The organism is Pedobacter sp. ASV12 (assembly GCF_016429155.1).
Lineage (GTDB): Bacteria > Bacteroidota > Bacteroidia > Sphingobacteriales > Sphingobacteriaceae > Pedobacter.
In genome coordinates, this window is record NZ_JAELUC010000078.1 from 1 (window position 1) to 19,163 (window position 19,163).

The 19,163-nt window shown below is 44.7% G+C and carries 14 protein-coding genes and 1 pseudogene; 7 read left to right on the forward strand and 8 right to left on the reverse strand.

What is annotated here, in order from left to right; genetic code table 11:
- Nucleotides 1-963, forward strand: a 963-nt coding sequence (locus JHD69_RS15700) for a hypothetical protein (RefSeq protein ID WP_199141299.1), incomplete at its 5' end; no start/stop codon positions are given.
- On the opposite strand, the gene JHD69_RS15705 is transcribed toward JHD69_RS15700, so the two are convergent.
- Complete coding sequence (locus JHD69_RS15705; protein ID WP_199141300.1) at nt 960-1,379, reverse strand: acyl-CoA thioesterase; 420 nt, start codon at nt 1,377-1,379, stop codon at nt 960-962. The genes JHD69_RS15700 and JHD69_RS15705 overlap by 4 nt on opposite strands.
- A gap of 131 nt (nt 1,380-1,510) precedes the next feature.
- Between JHD69_RS15705 and JHD69_RS15710 the strand changes: the two genes are divergently transcribed.
- Entirely contained in the window at nt 1,511-1,816 is a 306-nt protein-coding gene (locus tag JHD69_RS15710) for an ArsR/SmtB family transcription factor (RefSeq protein WP_199141301.1), read from the forward strand.
- A 25-nt stretch (nt 1,817-1,841) separates the two neighbouring features.
- On the forward strand, nt 1,842-2,852 hold the full coding sequence (locus tag JHD69_RS15715) for an LLM class flavin-dependent oxidoreductase (protein ID WP_199141302.1): 1,011 nt from the start codon (nt 1,842-1,844) through the stop codon (nt 2,850-2,852).
- Between the two features lie 131 nt (nt 2,853-2,983).
- Here the strand turns inward: JHD69_RS15715 and JHD69_RS15720 are convergent, their stop codons facing one another.
- Nucleotides 2,984-3,385, reverse strand: coding sequence for an OsmC family protein (locus JHD69_RS15720; RefSeq protein ID WP_199141303.1), 402 nt, complete (start codon nt 3,383-3,385; stop codon nt 2,984-2,986).
- Between the two features lie 42 nt (nt 3,386-3,427).
- Here JHD69_RS15720 and JHD69_RS15725 point away from each other — a divergent pair, with 42 nt between their 5' ends.
- The 4 genes from JHD69_RS15725 (at nt 3,428) to JHD69_RS15740 (ending at nt 8,970) form a co-directional block, all read left to right on the forward strand.
- Entirely contained in the window at nt 3,428-3,871 is a 444-nt protein-coding gene (locus JHD69_RS15725; protein ID WP_199141304.1) for a PaaI family thioesterase, read from the forward strand.
- 95 nt (nt 3,872-3,966) lie between these two features.
- Entirely contained in the window at nt 3,967-4,224 is a 258-nt protein-coding gene (locus JHD69_RS15730) for a hypothetical protein (RefSeq protein ID WP_233165964.1), read from the forward strand.
- A gap of 116 nt (nt 4,225-4,340) precedes the next feature.
- Nucleotides 4,341-7,529: a SusC/RagA family TonB-linked outer membrane protein gene (locus tag JHD69_RS15735; RefSeq protein ID WP_199141306.1), complete on the forward strand. Its 3,189-nt coding sequence runs from the start codon at nt 4,341-4,343 to the stop codon at nt 7,527-7,529.
- A 10-nt stretch (nt 7,530-7,539) separates the two neighbouring features.
- Nucleotides 7,540-8,970 (forward strand): SusD/RagB family nutrient-binding outer membrane lipoprotein, encoded by a 1,431-nt coding sequence (locus JHD69_RS15740; protein WP_199141307.1) that lies wholly within the window; start codon nt 7,540-7,542, stop codon nt 8,968-8,970.
- A gap of 96 nt (nt 8,971-9,066) precedes the next feature.
- On the opposite strand, the gene JHD69_RS15745 is transcribed toward JHD69_RS15740, so the two are convergent.
- From JHD69_RS15745 to JHD69_RS15770, 6 genes and pseudogenes are all read right to left on the reverse strand, one after another.
- A complete protein-coding gene (locus JHD69_RS15745; protein ID WP_199141308.1) occupies nt 9,067-10,347 on the reverse strand; it encodes a nucleoside recognition domain-containing protein in 1,281 nt (426 codons plus the stop codon).
- A gap of 120 nt (nt 10,348-10,467) precedes the next feature.
- On the reverse strand, nt 10,468-11,625 hold the full coding sequence (locus JHD69_RS15750; RefSeq protein WP_199141309.1) for a M14 family zinc carboxypeptidase: 1,158 nt from the start codon (nt 11,623-11,625) through the stop codon (nt 10,468-10,470).
- A 114-nt stretch (nt 11,626-11,739) separates the two neighbouring features.
- A complete protein-coding gene (locus JHD69_RS15755) occupies nt 11,740-14,592 on the reverse strand; it encodes a S9 family peptidase (protein ID WP_199141310.1) in 2,853 nt (950 codons plus the stop codon).
- 243 nt (nt 14,593-14,835) lie between these two features.
- The gene (gene yidC / locus JHD69_RS15760) at nt 14,836-16,635 is read right to left on the reverse strand and encodes a membrane protein insertase YidC (RefSeq protein ID WP_199141311.1); all 1,800 of its coding nucleotides are present in this window, start codon (nt 16,633-16,635) and stop codon (nt 14,836-14,838) included.
- An 18-nt stretch (nt 16,636-16,653) separates the two neighbouring features.
- Nucleotides 16,654-18,270 carry a CTP synthase gene (locus tag JHD69_RS15765; protein WP_199141312.1) on the reverse strand — a complete coding sequence of 539 codons (1,617 nt, stop codon included), beginning with the start codon at nt 18,268-18,270 and terminating at the stop codon, nt 16,654-16,656.
- 350 nt (nt 18,271-18,620) lie between these two features.
- Nucleotides 18,621-19,010 (reverse strand): annotated as a pseudogene (locus tag JHD69_RS15770) (GLPGLI family protein); the annotation flags it as partial.
- Nucleotides 19,011-19,163 lie beyond the last annotated feature (153 nt).

Genomic DNA, 19,163 nt, shown 5'->3' on the forward strand with positions numbered 1-19,163 from the left:
CCCCCCCCCCCCCCCCCCCCCCCCCCCCCCCCCCCCCCCCCCCCCCCCCCCCCTTTTCAAGCAGAAGACGGCATACGCGATCATGAGTACTGTCTCGTGGGCTCGGAGATGTGTATAAGAGACAGCAACCTGACCGTATTGCCTAAAAACAATCAGATTTGGGTTTGGCTAAAAATGTATGTCTTGTTGCTTTTGCCTATTTTAGGCTATGCTTTGTTCTTGTTACTGATGGCGTTAAGCTATGGCCATTACTTAACGTTTATGGCTGTTGCGCTATTCTTGCCCTTGCTGTTGCTGCTCCTTGCTCTTTCCACTTTTAACCGCCATAATTATGCTTTTAGGATAACCAAAAGGTGGGTAAAGTTGCCCATGCTTAAGATTAAAAGGCCTTTTTGGACCTGGCCGTTGTTTTACCTGCTTAACGAACAACGCCTCATGCTGGTTTTGTGCAAAGTGGTATCGTTTGTGTTTTTAAAAGGCATGCTGTGGATGTTTGCCGATGTAGGTCCAGATAGCCGCGTTTACCTTACTGCTGCTATGACGGTGGTACTGAGTCATTCGGTGGTATTGCTCAATTTGGTGAAATTTGAAGCCAATTACCTTTCTTTTGCCAAAGGATTGCCTATTAGTGCCTTTAGCAAGCTGGGGCAGTGGCTTGGCGTGATGTGTTTGCTGTTATCGCCCGAAATGATCTTGTTTGTTTGGCTAGTTAAGTTCGATTGGGCACAGTGTTTTGCCATTCTGTTTTACCTTTTGAGTGCCATGCTCTGCCTGCTTGCCTTGGTTTATTGGCTCAAAGCAAATATGGACAATTACCTCAAATGCTTGCTGTTTTTCTTTTTTGTCAGCATGTGGGTGATACTGGCGGGCCAATGCCTAGTTTTCAGCCTATTGTTGTTGGGTTTGGGCAGTTGGGGTTTGGTATGGAAATATAACAGGACAGATCTGCGCGAAATAGCTTAAATACTGTAGGCAGCAATCATTTCTTCATTTACCTTGCGCGAGCGTTGAGTAGTCAAATCGATCATTACGTAATCGAAAACGCCATCTGAAGCTATCTTGCCTGTTTTTTGGTTAACGATTTCGAACTGTACGCTGCAGCCTTTTTCGTTGATTTCGAGAATTCCGGTTCTGATCAGCATTTTATCGCCCATCACCAATGGACGCTTAAAGGCAATATTTACGTTGCTTACGACCCAGCCATAACCTTGCTCGGCAAATTTCTCCCAACTCATGCCATAAAAACGGTCCATCTGTTCGTAACGAGCCGCCAATACGTAATCGAGGTATTTGCTGTTGTGCACGTGGTTAAACATGTCAATGTCGTCTGGACGAACGCTAAGCTCGCTTTCGAAGATGCTGTATTGGTTTTTTTCCATCCCTGCAAAAATAAGTTAAAGGTATCGATATTTAAACTTTGGTTTTGTGTTTAAGGCCTATATTGATCAGATTCCTGTCATCTAATCAGGTTAAATAGAAATATCGAGAAAACCCGATATATATTTGTGCCATGGATCAGGTAGAGATATTCAAAGCCCTTGCTAACAAAGCCCGTTTACAGATATTGAACTGGCTCAAAGAACCCGAAACGCATTTTCCCGACTACAAGGCCTCTTGTGGCGACAACAGCGTTGGTGTTTGCGTGGGCCATATTCAGCGTAAAAGCGGTTTGACCCAATCTACCGTTTCCGAATATTTGGCCGTATTGCAAAGGGCTGGATTGGTTAATGCTACTCGCATAGGCCAGTGGACCTATTATCAAAGAAATGAAATTGCCATTAAGGCCTTGGGCCAGTTGATTGCAACATCACTTTAATGTGTTGTGATTTAAATAAACGAATATGAGTACAAGAGAATTAGCAAAGCTTCCTTTTTCGGTTTTGGATTTAGCGACGGTTGTAGAAGGCAAAACCATAGCCGATACTTTTAAAAATAGCGTTGAACTGGCGCAACATACCGAAAAATTAGGTTATATGCGCTATTGGCTGGCCGAACATCATAATATGATCAGTGTGGCCAGCTCGGCAACATCGGTGCTGATCGGACATATTGCTGGCCATACCAATACAATTAGGGTAGGCTCTGGAGGTATTATGCTGCCCAACCATTCGCCATTGATTGTGGCCGAACAGTTTGGAACGCTGGCTACGCTTTATCCCGATAGGATAGACCTGGGCTTGGGCCGGGCACCCGGTACCGATCAGCTGACTTCGATGGAAATTAGGGGCGAACGTTTTGCGGCACCACATCATTTTCCGCAAGACGTGATGAAGCTGCAAAGATATCTTTCGAGCACCAATAGCCACAGCAAAGTACGCGCGATACCTGGCGAGGGCACAGAAGTGCCGATTTGGATTTTGGGCTCGAGCACCGAGAGCGCACATTTGGCTGCTTCTTATGGCTTGCCATATGCCTTTGCCAGTCATTTTGCGCCAACTTATTTCTTGGAGGCGCTACAGCTTTACAAACAGAATTTCCGTCCTTCGGCTGTGCTTAAAGAACCTTATGTGATCTCCTGCGTGAATGTAATCGCGGCACCCACCGATGAAGAAGCCGAATATTTATCTACTTCGTTAAAGCAATTGTTTATGGGTATCGTAACCGGAAAACGCAGGTTGTTGCAACCTCCGGTAGCCACTATGGACGACATCTGGGATCCGATGGAAGAACAGGCCGTAAACCAGATGCTGGCAGTCGCTTTTATCGGAGGACCAGCAACTTTGGCTACGCAAATGCGATCGTTTTTGGCCCAGACCCAAATTGACGAAGTGATGGTAACCTCGCATATCTACGATCATGAGGCAAGGTTAAGGTCGTATCAGTTGTTTGCAGAGGTGCTTAAGAAAGGCTAGATCGATAGTCTGTATAGTCGATTGTTGGTTGGTTGGTTGGTTGGTTGGTCGTTGGTGAAGAACACCAATGGCTGCTTCGTCAGTTTGGCGCGAGAACTTTGCAACATTCAACTTTACAGCCTACAAAATTTTTAACTGGTTAAGATTCGGATAGGATTGCTTAACAGCTTATGGATGGGGCATTTGTCGGCAATTTGCATCAGGCGTTCCCTTTGCTCATGCGTTAAGGCGCCTGTAAATTCTATTTTTCGGCTAATGGTGGTTTCTTGGCTCATCTGCTCTTCCTTGCAAATGGCCAGGTCTACTTTAATGGCTTCCAAAGGAAATTCCTTACGGTCGGCATACATTCTGATGGTAATGGCTGTACAGCTACCCAAACTAGCCAAAAGCAGGGCGCCCGGTTGCATGCCCTCATCGGTGCCGCCCAGTTCGGCTGGTTCGTCGGCGTAGATCAGGTGTCCGTTAGAAAATACCTTTGTTTTATATTTTGATCGGTCTAATTCGGTGATGGCTGTAATTTGCGCGCTGCTCATATTTGTAGTTTAATGCCTAAATTTACCGTAAACATAGCATAAATGGAAAAACAAAGTGAAGCACAGCAACGATTATTGATATTTCAGTCGTTTACCGGAAAAGAAATCAGCCAGTCTCCCTCTCATTTTATGAACTGGCTCAAGCCCACCTTAATCAGCGCCGAAAAAGGCAGCCTGCATTGCAGCTATGTGGTAAGAAAGGAAATGACTAATCCCTACGGTATTTTGCATGGCGGTATTACAGCAGGCATCATCGACGATTTAATCGGTGCTACGGTATACATTTTAGGCCTCAATGATCGTTATACTACTGTTAACAACAGCATCGATTATTTTGCCCCCGCTAGTGAAGGCGATACCGTGACCGCCAAAACAGCCATCGTGAAACAGGGCAGGTCCATTATCAATCTGCAGTGCGAAATATGGCTGCCTGCTAAAAACCGCCTTATGGCCAAAGGTTATTCCAATATGCTAAATATTGGTTAAGCGAATGTAAATCAGTTTTTTAGCGTAGATTTAACTTTGGCTAAACATTTAGGTCGTAGATTTGTTGTACAGTTATCCCTAAACTAAATATAGCCATGTTGAACGATTATTTAAACCTCCAGTTTGATGTTAAAGGCAAGACCTTTAAAGGCTTTTGCATGAGAATCCACGACGATTTTCATTTAACCTATGCCGTTATTCTTGAAGATTGCCATTCGTTCTGCGTTTGGCTCGACAATAAAACTTCGAAATGGTATTCTTCTAAATTCACTAACCTCGACCAGAGCATTTTAGATCAAATCATCAATAAGATCGACGTGAAGGAAGAAACCAGCCATTTGAGCTTTTCTTAGGCTCAAAACTATGGCTATTATTTGGATTTGTTTTGATTCTCAATAGGCCTGTTGCTTGAGGTTAAGTTAATGGAATTTCTTAATTTCCTTACAACTTAAACTTTAATTAACAGACTATGAACAGAAAATCTATTCTTTTTCTCATTGGATTTTTGCTGTTTGCTTTGGTAAGCTATGCCCAAAAAAACGTAAAGGGCAAAGTAACCGATAGCGAAGGAGGCACTCCAATTCCCGGGGTAAGCGTGCTGGTAAAAGGCACGGCCACCGGCGTAACTACCCAGCCCGATGGCGGCTTCGTGGTTAATGTACCCGCCGGGGGTACGACCTTGATTTTTAAATACCTCGGTTTCGAAACACAGGAAATTGTTATTGGCAACCGCACCGAAATTAATGTGGCAATGGTGGGCAGTGCCCAAACCCTCGAAGGTGTGGTTGTAACTGCCCTGGGCATTAAGCGCAGCGAAAAATCGGTAGGTTACGCCACGCAACAGGTAAAAGGCGATAACCTGACCATGACCAAGGAACAGAACGTAATTGGCTCGCTGGCCGGAAAGGTAGCCGGCGTGCAGGTGACGGGTTCGTCGGGCGCGAATATGGGCGGTACGCAAAAAATCAAGATCAGGAGCGTAAATTCTATTACCGGTGGCGGCCAGGCATTGATGGTGGTTGATGGTACGCCGATTGCCCAGAGCAATTTTGGCGGCGATGCCAACGGCGTTGATTATGGCAACGTTTCGCAAGACATCAATCCAGAGGATATCGACAATATCAGTATCCTCAAAGGCCCGGCCGCCGCGGCACTGTACGGAATCAGAGGCCAATACGGTGTGATTTTAATTACCACCAAAAAAGGAGCCAAGGGAGCCAAAAAGGTGAGTATCAGTGTTAATTCTGCTTTTACGGTTGATAAAGTCGCCAATTTTCTTCCCCTTCAAAATGTATACGGCGTAGGTAATAACCAAACCTTCCAAACGCTGTCGAACGGCCAGAAATATGTAAACGGAAACGACGAAAGCTGGGGACCAAAAATGGACGGCACACCGGTGCGCATGTTTTTTAGTTTCTATCCGCAAGATCCGGAATTTGGCCAGCTCACGCCTTTTGTGCCACAACCCAACAACATCAAGGACTTTTATGAAACCGGGCAGAACATCAACAATGGCATTTCGGTTACCGGTGGCAACGAAAACATGAATTATAGGCTGAGCTATAACAACGCCTATACCAACGGAGTAATTCCGAATACCTGGCTGAAGCGAAATAATTTGAGCCTGAGTTCGTCCCTCAATGTTACGGACAAATTTAGCGTAGGCGCCAATGTCAATTATGCCAACAACAAGGGCCAACGTCCTACACAAGGCTACCAGGGCTCGTTTACGGGGGCTACGCAATGGTTTCAGCGTAATATCGACATCAACAGGCTGCGCAACTACAAATATGCCGATGGTACCATTTTAAACTGGAACGTTAACCCGAATACAACTACAGGTATTATTACCAACAACAGGCCAAGCGATTGGAACAACCCATTTTTTGATGCTTATGAAGTATTGAACAACGACGACCGCGACCGTTTGTTCGGCGACGTTAATGCTTCGTATCAGGTTTTGCCAGAATTGAAACTGAGCGGTTTTGTGCGTTCGGATATGTATACGCAAAATATCACACACAAAGAGGCCTTGGGAGGCAGGTTGGTTGATGGTTATCAGGTAGGCAAATACCAGAATACCGAAAACAACTATGAGTTTTTGGCGCAGTACAACAAAAACATCGATGATTTTTCGATGAATGTAAATTTGGGTGCGAACTTGTATACCCTTAAATATTCGCAACAGTACCAAGCTACGGTAGGTGGCTTGTCGAGCCCGGGATTTTACTCGGCAGCGGCCTCTGTCGATCGTCCGGTAAGCACCTCGTTTATCAGACAGAAACAGGTAAGGAGTATATATGCCATGGGATCTTTTGGCTACAAAGACACTTATTTTATCGATGCCTCTATTCGTAACGATATTTCTTCGGCATTGCCCGACAACAACAATTCGTATTGGTACCCATCGGTATCTGGAAGTTTTGTATTTAGCGAATTGGCCAAATGGAAGCCATTGAGCTTTGGTAAGCTTAGGGCCAGCTATGCTATTGCAGGGTCAGACCTCAGTCCTTATCAAACTATCTTTACCTACAGTCCAGGAGCCAATTATCCTTCTACTTCAGGTTCGATCAATACGCTATTTGTACCCGATAAGCTTAAAAACCCTTTAATCAAGCCCTCTTTTGCCAATTCTTTTGAAGTGGGTTTAGACCTCAAGTTTTTCAGCAACCGCTTAGGCATGGAGTTTACTTATTACAACCAGGCCAACAAAAACCAGATTATCGACCTGTCTGTTTCTGGAGCTAGTGGTTTCGATCAAACCGTGGTTAATGCGGGCTTGATCAGGAACAAAGGTATTGAGCTTTCGTTGAACGGACGCCCGATACAATCGAAATTCTTTACCTGGGAAACCAGCATCAACCTGGCTCGAAACAAGAACAAAATTGAAGAGCTTTATCCAGGAATTAATGTATTACAGAATGATTTGGCTACTTATTCGAGCCAAACCATTTACCTCAATTCGACCGTGGGCAGGTCTTTTGGCAATTTGGTTGGGCCGGGTTATAAAATCGATCCGGGAACCGGAAAAGTGCTTTTGGGTACCGATAATATGCCTTTGTTTGATACGGCGAAGGATTTTGGTAGCGTAATCCCTGATTTTACCGGCGGTTTTCAGAATACCTTTAAGATCTGGAGGTTTGATTTGGGCGCCATGATCGATTTCCAAAAAGGCGGACAGTTTTTCAGCTGGTCTAAAATGCTTTCGGCCAAATCGGGCCAGGCTTTCGAAACGGCAGCGCTTAACGATAAAGGCTTTAACGTTCGCGATGCCATCGCTGCCGGAGGCGGCGTAAAAATAAATGGTATTTCGCAGGCAACCGGACAGGAAGTAACGGCTTATGTGGATGCCAGAACCTATTTCAGAACCAATTTGGGCACGCGTATTTACGACGAATGGATTTATAGCGCTTCTTACATCAAGCTGCGCGAAATAAGCGTAGGCTATAATTTCGAACCGCAACTGTTGGCCAAAACACCTTTTAAAACAGCTAAAATTTCTTTCATTGCACGTAATCCGGTTATGATTTGGCAAAAGGCGCCAAAAGGAGTTGATCCGTCCGAACTATCGTCGGGCAGCGCATCCATCAGCTGGATTGAAAAGGGAGAACTGCAAACCGTACGTTCTTTCGGTGTTAACCTTAACCTTACCTTCTAATTTTAAGTTTATGAAAAATAGCTATAAATCAATTTGCAGCGGCTTGTTAATGGCCTTGGCACTGAGCAGCTGCGAAAAATTTGATAAATCCATCAATACCGATCCCAATAGCCCAACCAAGGCATCGGGAACACAGCTGATTGCCAATGCAGAGCTTTACCTGCCCGGCCTCAGTTCGTCGCCTTACGGCGTACATTATCCGCAGTACCTTTCCAATACTTCGTTTACCGACAACAGTAGGTACGTAACGGTTAATTTTAATTTTTCTGGCCTATATACCGGTCCGCTGATGAATCTGGAAAATGTAATCAACAATACTACCTTAGATGCCAACGAAGGCCCTGTAGTGAACCAGATAGCGGTGGCCAAGATTTTAAAGGCCTATTTTTTCTGGCACATGACCGATAGGTGGGGCGATTTGCCTTATTCGGAAGCTTTAAAGGGAGATGCCAATTTCACGCCTAAATACGATAAGCAACAAATCATTTACAGCCGTATGTTTACCTTATTGGACGAAGCCAATGCCGCCATTGTAGCCGGAGGCAATATCAAAAACGATATCGTCTATGGTGGCGATGTTGGCAAATGGAAAAGATTGGGCAATACCATCCATGCCTTGATGGCGCTGCGCCTGAGCAAGGTAGACCCTGCAATGGGAGCCACAGAATTTAACAAGGCAGTAACCAATGGTATGATGACGGCCAATACCGATAACCTTGCTTATCCGCATTTGGCCGACCAGAATAACGAAAATTATTGGTACAACCAGTTTACACGCTTGGGCCGGAATTGGTACGCGGTAAGTAAACCGCTGGTAGATTATATGTTGGCTGTAAACGATCCGCGTTTGCCGGTATTTGCCAATAAAAACAGCGCCGGAAACTATGTAGGGCTTGATTATGGCTTGCCGGGCTCGGTAACCGTGGTTATTAACAACTATTCGTTGCTGGGCAGCAATTTGCGTTTACAGAATTCGCCGGTGACGTTGGTTAGCTATGCGCAGTCGCTGTTTGCCTTGGCAGAAGCGGCTAAAATTGGCTGGATTACCGGAAGCGATGTAACGGCCAAAGCCAATTACGATAAAGCCATCGAGTTTTCTATCCGCCAGTGGAACAACAACGATATCAGTGCCCTGCCTGCCTATATGGCCAATGCCGAGGTAGCTTATACACCAGCAGATGCCTTACGTAAAATAGGCAACCAGCGTTGGGTACATCTGTTTTTACATGGCTACGAAGGCTGGGCCGAATGGAGGAGAACCGGTTTTCCGAACTTTTTGGCACCAGCACCCAACAACAACGGCATACAGATCCCAAGGAGGGAAGGTTATCCAACACAAGAAAGATCGATCAATACAGCAAGTTATAATAATGCGGTAAGTGGCTTTCCTTATGGCGGTGCCGACGACCTGAATGCAAGGGTATGGTGGGATAAACCCTAACGAAGAATAAAGACCATAGACCATAGTCTATAAGTCTTATGCTAATTAAAAAAGCCGTTCTCGACCAAGAACGGCTTTTTTAGGATTGATATTTAATTACTTGAAATTCCCGAAGAAAAGATAAGCTAGTCCTATTGCAGTACAAACGCCAACCAAATCGGCCAACAACATGGCACCAACTGCGTAACGGGTATTTTTGATGCTCACCGAGCCAAAGTAAACCGCTATGACATAGAAAGTAGTGTCAGAAGCGCCCTGAAAAACGCCGGAAAGCTTGCTGGCAAAAGAATCGGCGCCATAGGCCGTCATGGTGTCTACCATCATGCCCCGGGCAGCACCACCACTCAAAGGCCTGATCAAAGCTGTAGGCAAGGCGTTTACAAAGCGGGTATCAGCACCCACCCAAACAAAAAATTGGGTAATACCATTCATAATTACATCAAATGTGCCACTGGTTCTCAGCATACTTACAGCAACCAATATGCCCACCAGGTAAGGAACGATTTTAATGGCAGTGTCAAAACCATTTTTGGCACCTTCGATGAAAGCATCGAAAATGTCGATTTTTTTATAAACACCACCAAGTACAATCAGCAAGAATATGAGCAAAATCATGCCATTGCTCAATATGCCCGAAAATGATTTGATGCCGGTCGAATCCAGCGAAGCTACGTACAATACCAATGCGGCAATGATAACCGACAAGCCTAATACCCAGGCAATAATGGCCGGTTGCAGCAAATTGATTTTCTGTTTAAAGGAAACAATGAGCATGGCAGCCATAGTGCCTATAAAGGTTACAATGAGGCAGGGAATGAAGATATCGGTTGGATCACTGGCATTTTGCGATGCCCGTATGGCGATAACGCTTACCGGAATTAGGTTTAAACCGGCGGCATGCAAACACAAAAACATGATTTGCGAATTGCTTGCCACATCTTTATTCGGGTTAAGTTCTTGCAGACTGGCCATGGCTTTTAGGCCGAAAGGTGTAGCGGCGTTGTCCAAGCCCAGCAAATTGGCCGAAAAATTCATGATCATGTGCCCCATAGAAGGATGGTCTTTCGGGATTTCTGGAAAAAGCTTCGAAAAGAATGGTGCCACAATCCTCGATAACAACCTGATGCCTCCCGCTTTCTCGGCAATGCTCATAAAGCCGATAAAAAGGGCAAGCACGCCAATCAGCTTTAAACAGAGCTCTACGGCAGTCCAACAAGTTGGAATGATGCCATCAACTTTGGTCAAGTTGGTCGGGTCGTCGGCTTTGCCGGTTACCATCCAGCTGAATATTTCGGTTTGTCCAAAAAAGAAACACTTGATGCAAGCCACCACAATGGCAACAATGATAAATCCCGACCAAATTCTGCTTAATGCCATTAATCTGTTTGTTTAGTTTGTTAAGGTTTAGCCATTTTGATAAACGGCGTGGTTAAATTTAGATACTTTACCGAAATATCTGAAATAAATACGCAAATCGCACAAAAGTGGTACAAATAACTAGGCTTGTTGAATTTTTCCATCAGTAAAAGCTAAGATCAAGGTCGAATTTTCGAACAATTGAAACGAAGCATTTTCGTATAAACGCACATCGCCCCGTAACTGTAGGTTAGGCTGGTTAAACACAGTATAGGCATCGCAGTAGCTTAAATCGCCTATGTCTTGGATGCTGTAGGTTTTCACAGTGCTTTGGCCATCACTTGCCGGGCATTCGTCGTAATTAATGCCTATGCTCACTTCAATTCCATCGAGTATCAGTGCATGGATGAGGATATGAAAAATCTGCTTGTTGTTTTTGGGGATGGCAAAATAGTTGTCGATCGCCTGTTTTTGATAATCGCCACTGGCTATGGCCGATAAACCGGCGAGGATGGCCCCGAAATAGAATTTCCGGATTTCCTGTTTTTCGAAATCGTCCTTATAACCTCCGGCTTCTATCAAAATGGTTGAGGTGCCCAGTTTTTGGAAGTTATCGCCAAAAGCACGGGGTTCAAACTCATCATCAAACAGGCCAATATGCCGAGGCACAATTTGATCCAGGTGTTTGTACATTTCGGCAATCACCAGCATGGCGTTTTTCCGGGTTTCGTCAATGCTCAGTTCTTGATCAAAAGCGGGTGCCAAAAAAGAGAGGGTTGCAGGCTTGAGGCTGCCGCTTACGCTCCACAGCGTGAGCTGATCGTGCAGGTTAAAGCCAAAATGGGGTTGGATTGTAGCCTGGCAGGTTTTCAGGATTTTGGCTTCGGCGGTAGCTTCTTTTAAAAAATCGCGGTTAATGTCTATCTGCTGCGCATTTCTTCTGGTAAAGGCTGCTGCGCCATCGGGATTAACCATGGGGATGATATGCAGTTGGCAATTTTCAGCAATCTGTTGTACAACAGGATTATCGCTTTGCAGGAAATTAAACAAATCGAACAAAGCCATGGTACCCGTAGCTTCGTCGCCGTGCATTTGGCTCCACAACATGACCTTAATCGGTCCGTACCCCCAAGTAACATGGTTAATGCTTAGGCCCTTCACCGAAAGGCCAATTTGCTTTTGCGCAAACTGCTGGGGCAGCTGTGTCAGCAAGCGGCTCACATCGCTGTGCTTGAAGAAGCGGTTTGACAACTCGTTTTCTTTAAACTGATCGAAATTTTGGAGGATTGGTGCTATCATGGTCGTTCAATCAAAATTACATAAAAAAGAGGCAATCCTTTTTAAAGATTGCCTCTTTTGGTTCATTAGTTCATTGGTTCATTGGTGATGAACTCATGTTAGCCGAAAACCGAACTAAGGTTTTTCGTCGGTTAGCTCAAAGCCCCAGGTTTTTCCTTTTTCTGTAGCAGGAATGCCGCTTACCATCCATACCGGTGCTTTTGCACCTTTTAAATAGTAATCAAAAAATTGCTGCTCACGAATTTGGATATCTTTTCTGTTTTGGCGTTGTACCAAGTTGTGGGCTTCGTTGTTGTAGTTTAACAACCAGGCTGGTTTGCCCAAACGCTTAAGTCCGGTAAACATTTCAATGCCTTGGTACCATGGCACGGCGCCATCGGCATCGTTAGACATGATGACCACCGGTGTAGTTACTTTTGGCAAATTGAACAACGGAGAGTTCTCGATGTACAATTCTGGTTTTTCCCAAAGTGTAGCACCGATACGGCTTTGCGTTTTTTCGTATTGGAACTGTCTGTTCATGCCGCTTTCCCAACGGATGCCACCATAGGCAGAAGTCATGTTTACTACTGGTGCACCAGCCCAAGCCGCGGCATACATGTTGGTAGCTGTAATGAGATGGGCAACTTGGTAACCGCCCCAGCTTTGACCCTGAATACCGATTTTGCTGCCGTCAACCCATGCATTTTTCTTTAGGCTCTCCACGCCAGAGTTGATGAACTCTTCGGCCGATTTGCCCGGGTGCCCCGTCTCGTAGCTGATGTCTGGTGCGAAAACCAAGTAGCCATTGCTTACAAAGAAAGGAATGTTTAAGCGCGATGGGGTAGGCGAAGGTGCATTGTAGGTATATAATCCGTCAGAAAGTTTTTCGTAGAAATAAACGATCATCGGATATTTTTTATTCGGATCGAAGTTTTCTGGCTTATACAGAATGCCTTCAGATTTATAGCCTTTTGGCGTAGTCCATTTAACCAGTTCGGCAGTTCCCCAGTTGTAGTTGGCCTGTTGCGGGTTGGTGTTGCTTAACTTGGTTGCGGTTTTAAGCTGGTCTTTAGAAATGTAAACATCAGGAGAGTTTACGTAGCTGCCTTTGTCGAAAATATAGACCTCGGCATCTTTGGCTTTAACCAGGTTTGAGTATTTGGCTGGTGCCATCACCACCAACTCTGGTGCCTTCTCGTTGTTGATGGCTTTGCGGTAAAAACCATTTTCTTTAGTGGTATTGTTAAAGGCATCTAACCACAGCACATCTTTTTTGGTAAAGAATCGGGCTTCTGGATCAACCCTTTCGGCACGGAAAGTAATGTTGTTTTGGCGACCAAAACCATTGGTAATGTTTTTAGGCGCTGTTTTTCCGTCTGGAGAAAACGCCCATATATCATAGCGATCGTATAAATACACCAATTTGTCTTCTTCCAGCCATCCGGCCGAGCCATAGCTGTTTGGCAAATCTGGAACATCGTTATCTTCATCGTAGAATTTAACGGTCATACCGGCGTTGAGTGCCACGGTTTTGCCTGTTGCAATTTGGTAGCTGTTCCAAAGCGCTGTTTTCTTATCGAAATAAAGGATATAATTGCCGCCTGGCGAAGGAGCAGCAATGCCGTTAAGGCCTTCCAGGATTTTTTTGCGCGCACCTGTTTTGGTATCAACCAGGTAATAATCGCGTTGCGAACCGCCGGTCCATTGCGAGGCAATGCGGTTGCCATAATCTGTAGAAGCCAATACAAAATTGGCATCGCCTTCTTTAACCAAGCTGGCATCTGGTAATTTAACGTCGGTTAAGGGCACAATCTTGGCATCAGCGCTATAGATATCGATTACGGTCAGGTAGTTTTTCTTGAGGTCTCTATCCAGGTTTTTCAACTGCATAGGTTGCAAATAATCGTCTTTGTAGCCCCAGATATCGAGCTTCGCGTTTTCGAAATCTACCAAGGTGGTATCTTTTGGTTTTTTGATTGGTGCAATGCCGAAGAACAATTTATTGCCGTCTTTGCTGAAGTTTAATCGGCTGTCGCCACTTACGGCAAATTTAGCTGGCATGCCTGGCATGTCTTCGTCAACCAAAATCTGTGCGGTATCTAAAGTAAGCGAGTTGTAATACACATTGAAATCCTTGATTTCGGCTTTTTCTGGACTAGTTTCGCCTAAAAATGCCAAGTGCTCACTGTCATCGTCGAAAGTAAAGCCTTTAAAGTTGCCTTTGCCTTTAACCAAGGTTTTCAGAATGCCTTTTTCGGTATTCAACAAAAACACGCCCTGAGGTGCATTTTTTTCTTTTTTGGAGCCGGTACAGGCAAAAACCAATAGTTTGCCGTCTTTGCTAAAGCTGAAGTCGCTTACAAACTTGTACACGCGCTCTTGTCCAGTGGACAGGTTTTTGACAATCAGGTCGGTACCTTCTTTGGCCGCGCCTCCGGCAGGCTCGTCGTCAGCAAAAAAGTAGTCCTGGTCATTTTTATTTGGTTCGCCTCCCTGTGTGGCAGGTTTGGCTTTTTTGCTGGTGTCGGGTGCTTTTTCTAGGCTATAAGCCAACAATGGAGCACCATTTTCAGGAAACTTGAACGATTTAACGCGAGGGATTTTGGTTACGGCCAAGGTAGTGAGGTTGGCTATGCCCAAAGTATCTTTGGTCATTTCGTCTGGTTTTTTCTTTTTGATCTTTGCCATTCTGGTATCCTTGAAAAAAGGTTTGATGGCAAAAGCAGCAAACTTAGAATCGGCACTAAACTGCGCAAAGCTTGCCCTTGGCACTTTTATTTTTTGTGCAGTTACGGTTTCCTGTAGGTAGAGGTTGGCGTCGCCTTCTTGTTGGTTAACGCTATAGGCAGCCCACAGCCCATTTTTTGTCAGCTGTTTGGCACCTATGTTTTCCCAAGTGTCGTAAACCGAATGGTCTAATGGTCTTTTTTGGGCGTAAGCCACGCTGGCAAACAATAAAAAAAGTAAGGTTAGTTTTTTTTGCATAATTTAAATCAGTTATAGGGTGTTTGGCCTTATCGAAACTTAAAAATTGTAAAATTTATGCACATTATTGAATCTGTACGTCAAATTTTACAAAAAATCATACACCTGCCGAATTTCGCCTTTTGCTTTTGGCAGTTTGAAGACAGGTAGCCTTTGACCGATCGTTGTTTTTAACTTGAGGTTGATGGCCCAGTACAAAAAAAAAGCATCCCGGAGGATGCTTTTTTTTAAATATAATGAAGCTTATTTTTTGTTTTTTTGTTGAGCCTGCGCTTGTTGCTGTGCTCTCATGTATTCGTCTAAACGAGCTTGGAACTTAGATTTTTTCTTCTCGGCTTGAGGCTTTGTTTTGTTTTCCTGCAAAATAGCATGGATTTTTTCGTCGTTAACCATTCTTCTGATCAAGAATTGTTGCAAGAAGGTTAACATGTTAGCCAAGAAATAATAATAGTTCAAACCTGATGGGTAGCTGTTCAACACGCCCAAGAAAATAATCGGCATAATGTAGCCAATGTATTTCATCTGACCGGTTGCACCCGAAATCTGGTTGTTGAAGTAGGTATAGATCAGTGTCGAAATCGTCATCAAGATACACATCAAGCTCAAGTGGTCGCCAATGAATGGCACGTTAAAGCCGAATTTGATGAAATCGTCGTACGTAGAAAGATCCTTCATCCATAAAAAGCTTTCGCCCCTCAATTCGAACAGGTTCGGGAAGAAGAAGAAGAAAGCCATTACAAAAGGCAACTGCAGCAACATTGGCAAACAACCACCCAACGGATTTACGCCTACCTTTTTGTACAGCTTCAGGTATTCCTGTTGCAATAGGGTAGGATTGTCTTCGCCTACTTTGGCTTTGATTTCGTCCATTTCTGGTTTCAAAATCCTCATTTTAGCCATCGAGATATACGATTTGTAGGTTAATGGCGACATGGCCAGCTTAAGCAGGATAGTCAGTACCAAAATAATCAGTCCGTAGCCCCAGCCAAAACTTTCCAGCAAGTTGAAAACCGGCAATACAATAAACCTGTTGATGTATTTTAATGGCCAGTAGCCCATGTCAACTTGTTTTTCCAATTCGTGGCCTTGTTCTTTTAGGGTAGAGAACTTGTTGTCGCCGAAATAGAAAGTCATCGGATAGCTCTGGGTGGCCAATTGACTAAAAGGCAATTGCATATTGGCGCCGTACCATTTTATTTTTCCTGGCTCGGTACTTACTTTCACCTCTAGGTTTCCTTTTTCGAAGGCTGTTTGTGGAATAAGTACAGCCGAGAAGAAGTGCTCCTTGAATGAAAACCACTCGATTTTGCCTTCTTTCAGCTCAAGCTTCTCGTCTTTGTGCAAACTCAGGTGGTCGGGCGTTTTTTCTACATACTTGAAATAAGGGCCAGAATGCTCTTGTTCTTTTTTGGCAGATTTTTCCTGCTCCAGTAAAGTAGCTTCCCAGTTCAGGCTGATGTTGTTGCCTTGAACTACCTGGTTTAAGCCGTTGAGGTTGATGTTGAAGTCTACATTGTTGCCTTTTGGCTTTAAGCTATAGCTGAACTCGATGTATTTGTCGCCACTATAGTTGGCACGCATGGTGATGTTGCCTGCGTTTTGTGTAGCGGTAAAATATAAATTGTTGGTGTTTACGATTTTGCCATCAATGTTGAGGTTAAGGCCGAATTTGTTGTCGTTGCCATCAAATAGGATCAGTGGCTTGCCACCATAAGTATGTTCGCCTTTAATTTCTACCGACTGGATTTTACCACCCAAGTTGGTCAATGTCAATTTCAAGTTTTCGTTTTCCAATACCGAAGTTTGGGCAGTGCCACTGATGTTGGCGCCAAACGGGCCTTTAAGCGCGGCCGAATCTGGTTTTGCAGGACTTGTTTCGACTTTATTTTGGGCAGCAGCCTTAGCGCCAACTTTCTTGAGCGAGTCTGCTGTTATTTTTTCTCTTTCCTTCTTGATTTCGGCCTCACTAGGCTTCATGAAAAAAACAGCTGCTCCCAAAATTACCATGATCAGGAACAGACCTGTAAATGTATTTCTATCCATTATGTTGTTTTAAACGTATTAATTTGCTTTTTTCTTGGCATGCTCCATTGCAGCGGCGACAAATTTAACAAAAAGTGGGTGAGGATTTGCAACTGTTGACTTTAATTCTGGATGAAACTGTCCACCGATAAAGAAAGGATGGTTTTTAAGTTCGATAATTTCTACCAAATTGCTGTCTGGATTGATGCCAGAAGCTACCATTCCGGCATCTTCATATTGGTTCAGGTAAGCATTGTTAAATTCGTAACGATGTCTGTGTCTTTCGGTAATGTGCTGCTTGCCATAGGCGTTGTAGGCCTTGGTGCCTTTTTTGATATCGCATGGATAGGCGCCCAAACGCATGGTGCCACCTTTGGTGGTGATGTTTTTTTGGTCTTCCATCATGTTGATGACCGGATGTTTGGTGTTTTCGTCGATTTCGGTGGTGTTGGCGTTTTCTAGGCCCAATACATGTCGACCGTACTCGATAACGGCACATTGCATGCCCAAGCAGATACCAAAGAAAGGAATTTCGTTTTCGCGAACGTATTTAATGGCTTCTATTTTGCCTTCAATACCGCGGCTGCCAAATCCAGGAGCTACCAATACACCTTGCAAGTGGCCCAGTTTTTCTTTTACATTTTCTGGATAGATACTTTCAGAAGGAATAAATTCTACACGCACCTTGCACTCGTTTTTGGCGCCGGCATGAATAAAGGCCTCGCTGATTGATTTGTAGGCATCAGGTAGTTCTACGTATTTACCTACCAGTCCAATCCTTACCTCGGCAGTAGGATTTTTTAAGCGGCCTAGGAAATCTTTCCAGCTTTCCATGTCGGGCTCGTGCTTTTGAGGCAGCTTTAATTTGGTCAATACCGTTTTGTCCAGTTGTTCTTTCATCATCAACAGAGGCACGCTGTAAATAGAGGATGCATCTATCGATTCGATGACGGCATTGATGTTAACGTTACAGAAAAGAGCGATTTTTTTTCTGATATCGGCGCTGATGTGGTGTTCGGTACGGCAAACCAGGATATCCGGCTGAATTCCGTATTCCAATAAGGCCTTAACCGAGTGTTGTGTAGGCTTGGTTTTAAGCTCGCCGGCAGCTGCCAGGAACGGAATCAAGGTGAGGTGGATAACGATGGCGTTTGAAGAGCCTTCTTCCCATTTAAACTGGCGTACAGCCTCGATAAACGGCAAGGATTCGATGTCGCCTACGGTACCGCCAAGTTCGGTAATCACAATGTCGTAATTGCCGCTTTCGCCCAATATGCGCATGTTGCGTTTAATCTCGTCGGTAATGTGGGGCACTACCTGTACGGTTTTGCCCAAATAATCACCCTGACGTTCTTTGTTGATCACATTTTGGTAAATGCGCCCAGTGGTGATGTTGTTGGCTTGTGAGGTAGGCGTATTGAGGAAACGCTCATAATGGCCTAAGTCTAAGTCTGTTTCCGCACCATCTTCGGTTACATAACACTCGCCGTGCTCATAAGGGTTCAATGTACCCGGATCGATGTTGATGTAAGGGTCGAATTTTTGGATGGTTACCCGGTAACCTCTGGCTTGTAAAAGTTTGGCCAATGAAGCGGAGATGATGCCCTTACCTAATGAGGAAGTAACACCGCCCGTAACAAAAATATACTTAGTCATGTTTGAGAATTTGTGAAATTAATAGGGCTTTATGGCCTTTTTAATTGTTTTTGTACGGGATACAAAGGTACATAAAATTCTGATTTCGGAGCGCAAATATTGTAAATAAATTATTTGCTTGTAAGTCAGGTGCTCGCAAATAATTCGTGATTGCTTAGCGTCTGAATGTTGAAACGCTAAATTGTTTACCATGGATTGAAAATTCATAGCTAGTAAAATCGGGATGACACATCCCGACCAGCGACGAACGTTAATAGCCTACTGTTTATGTCAATTCAATCCTAACAACTGGACCATCGACCATAGACTATCAACTAGGGGCCATCGACCATGGACTAATTATTTATCAGCTACAAGATCAATCCATAAATCTCCTTTTTGATTTCTTCTATCTTGCGCGGATTTTTCTTGTCGTCGTAGCGGGTATAAAGGTCTACCAGTTTCTTGAAGTCTTTTTCGTTATCCGCTTTTTTGCCTTTGCTGGGCTCAGTAATGCTCATCACGGGTACATTTACGGCTTCTACCTTGGTGGCAAACCAGGTGGTATTGTAACGTGGAATAGCTAACCCCAAAATCATGCCCGGCAAACCGGTAAATCCTTCTGGACCGCCTTTGAACAAAATATCGTCGGTATAAAAAGCCACCACATACACGGTATCGTTAATGACGCCGATGGCTTTGCGGCAATCGTAACCAGCTATTTTGCGTACATCGTGCATAATTTTCCAATTCACATGGGGTACAGTGTCTGTCTCTTATACACATCTGACGCTGCCGACGAACCACGACATGTGGGGGGGGAGGGGGGGGGGGGGGGGGGGGTGAGGGGGGGGGGGGGGGGGGGGGGGGGGGGGGGGGGGGGGGGGGGGGGGGGGGGGGGGGGGGGGGGGGGG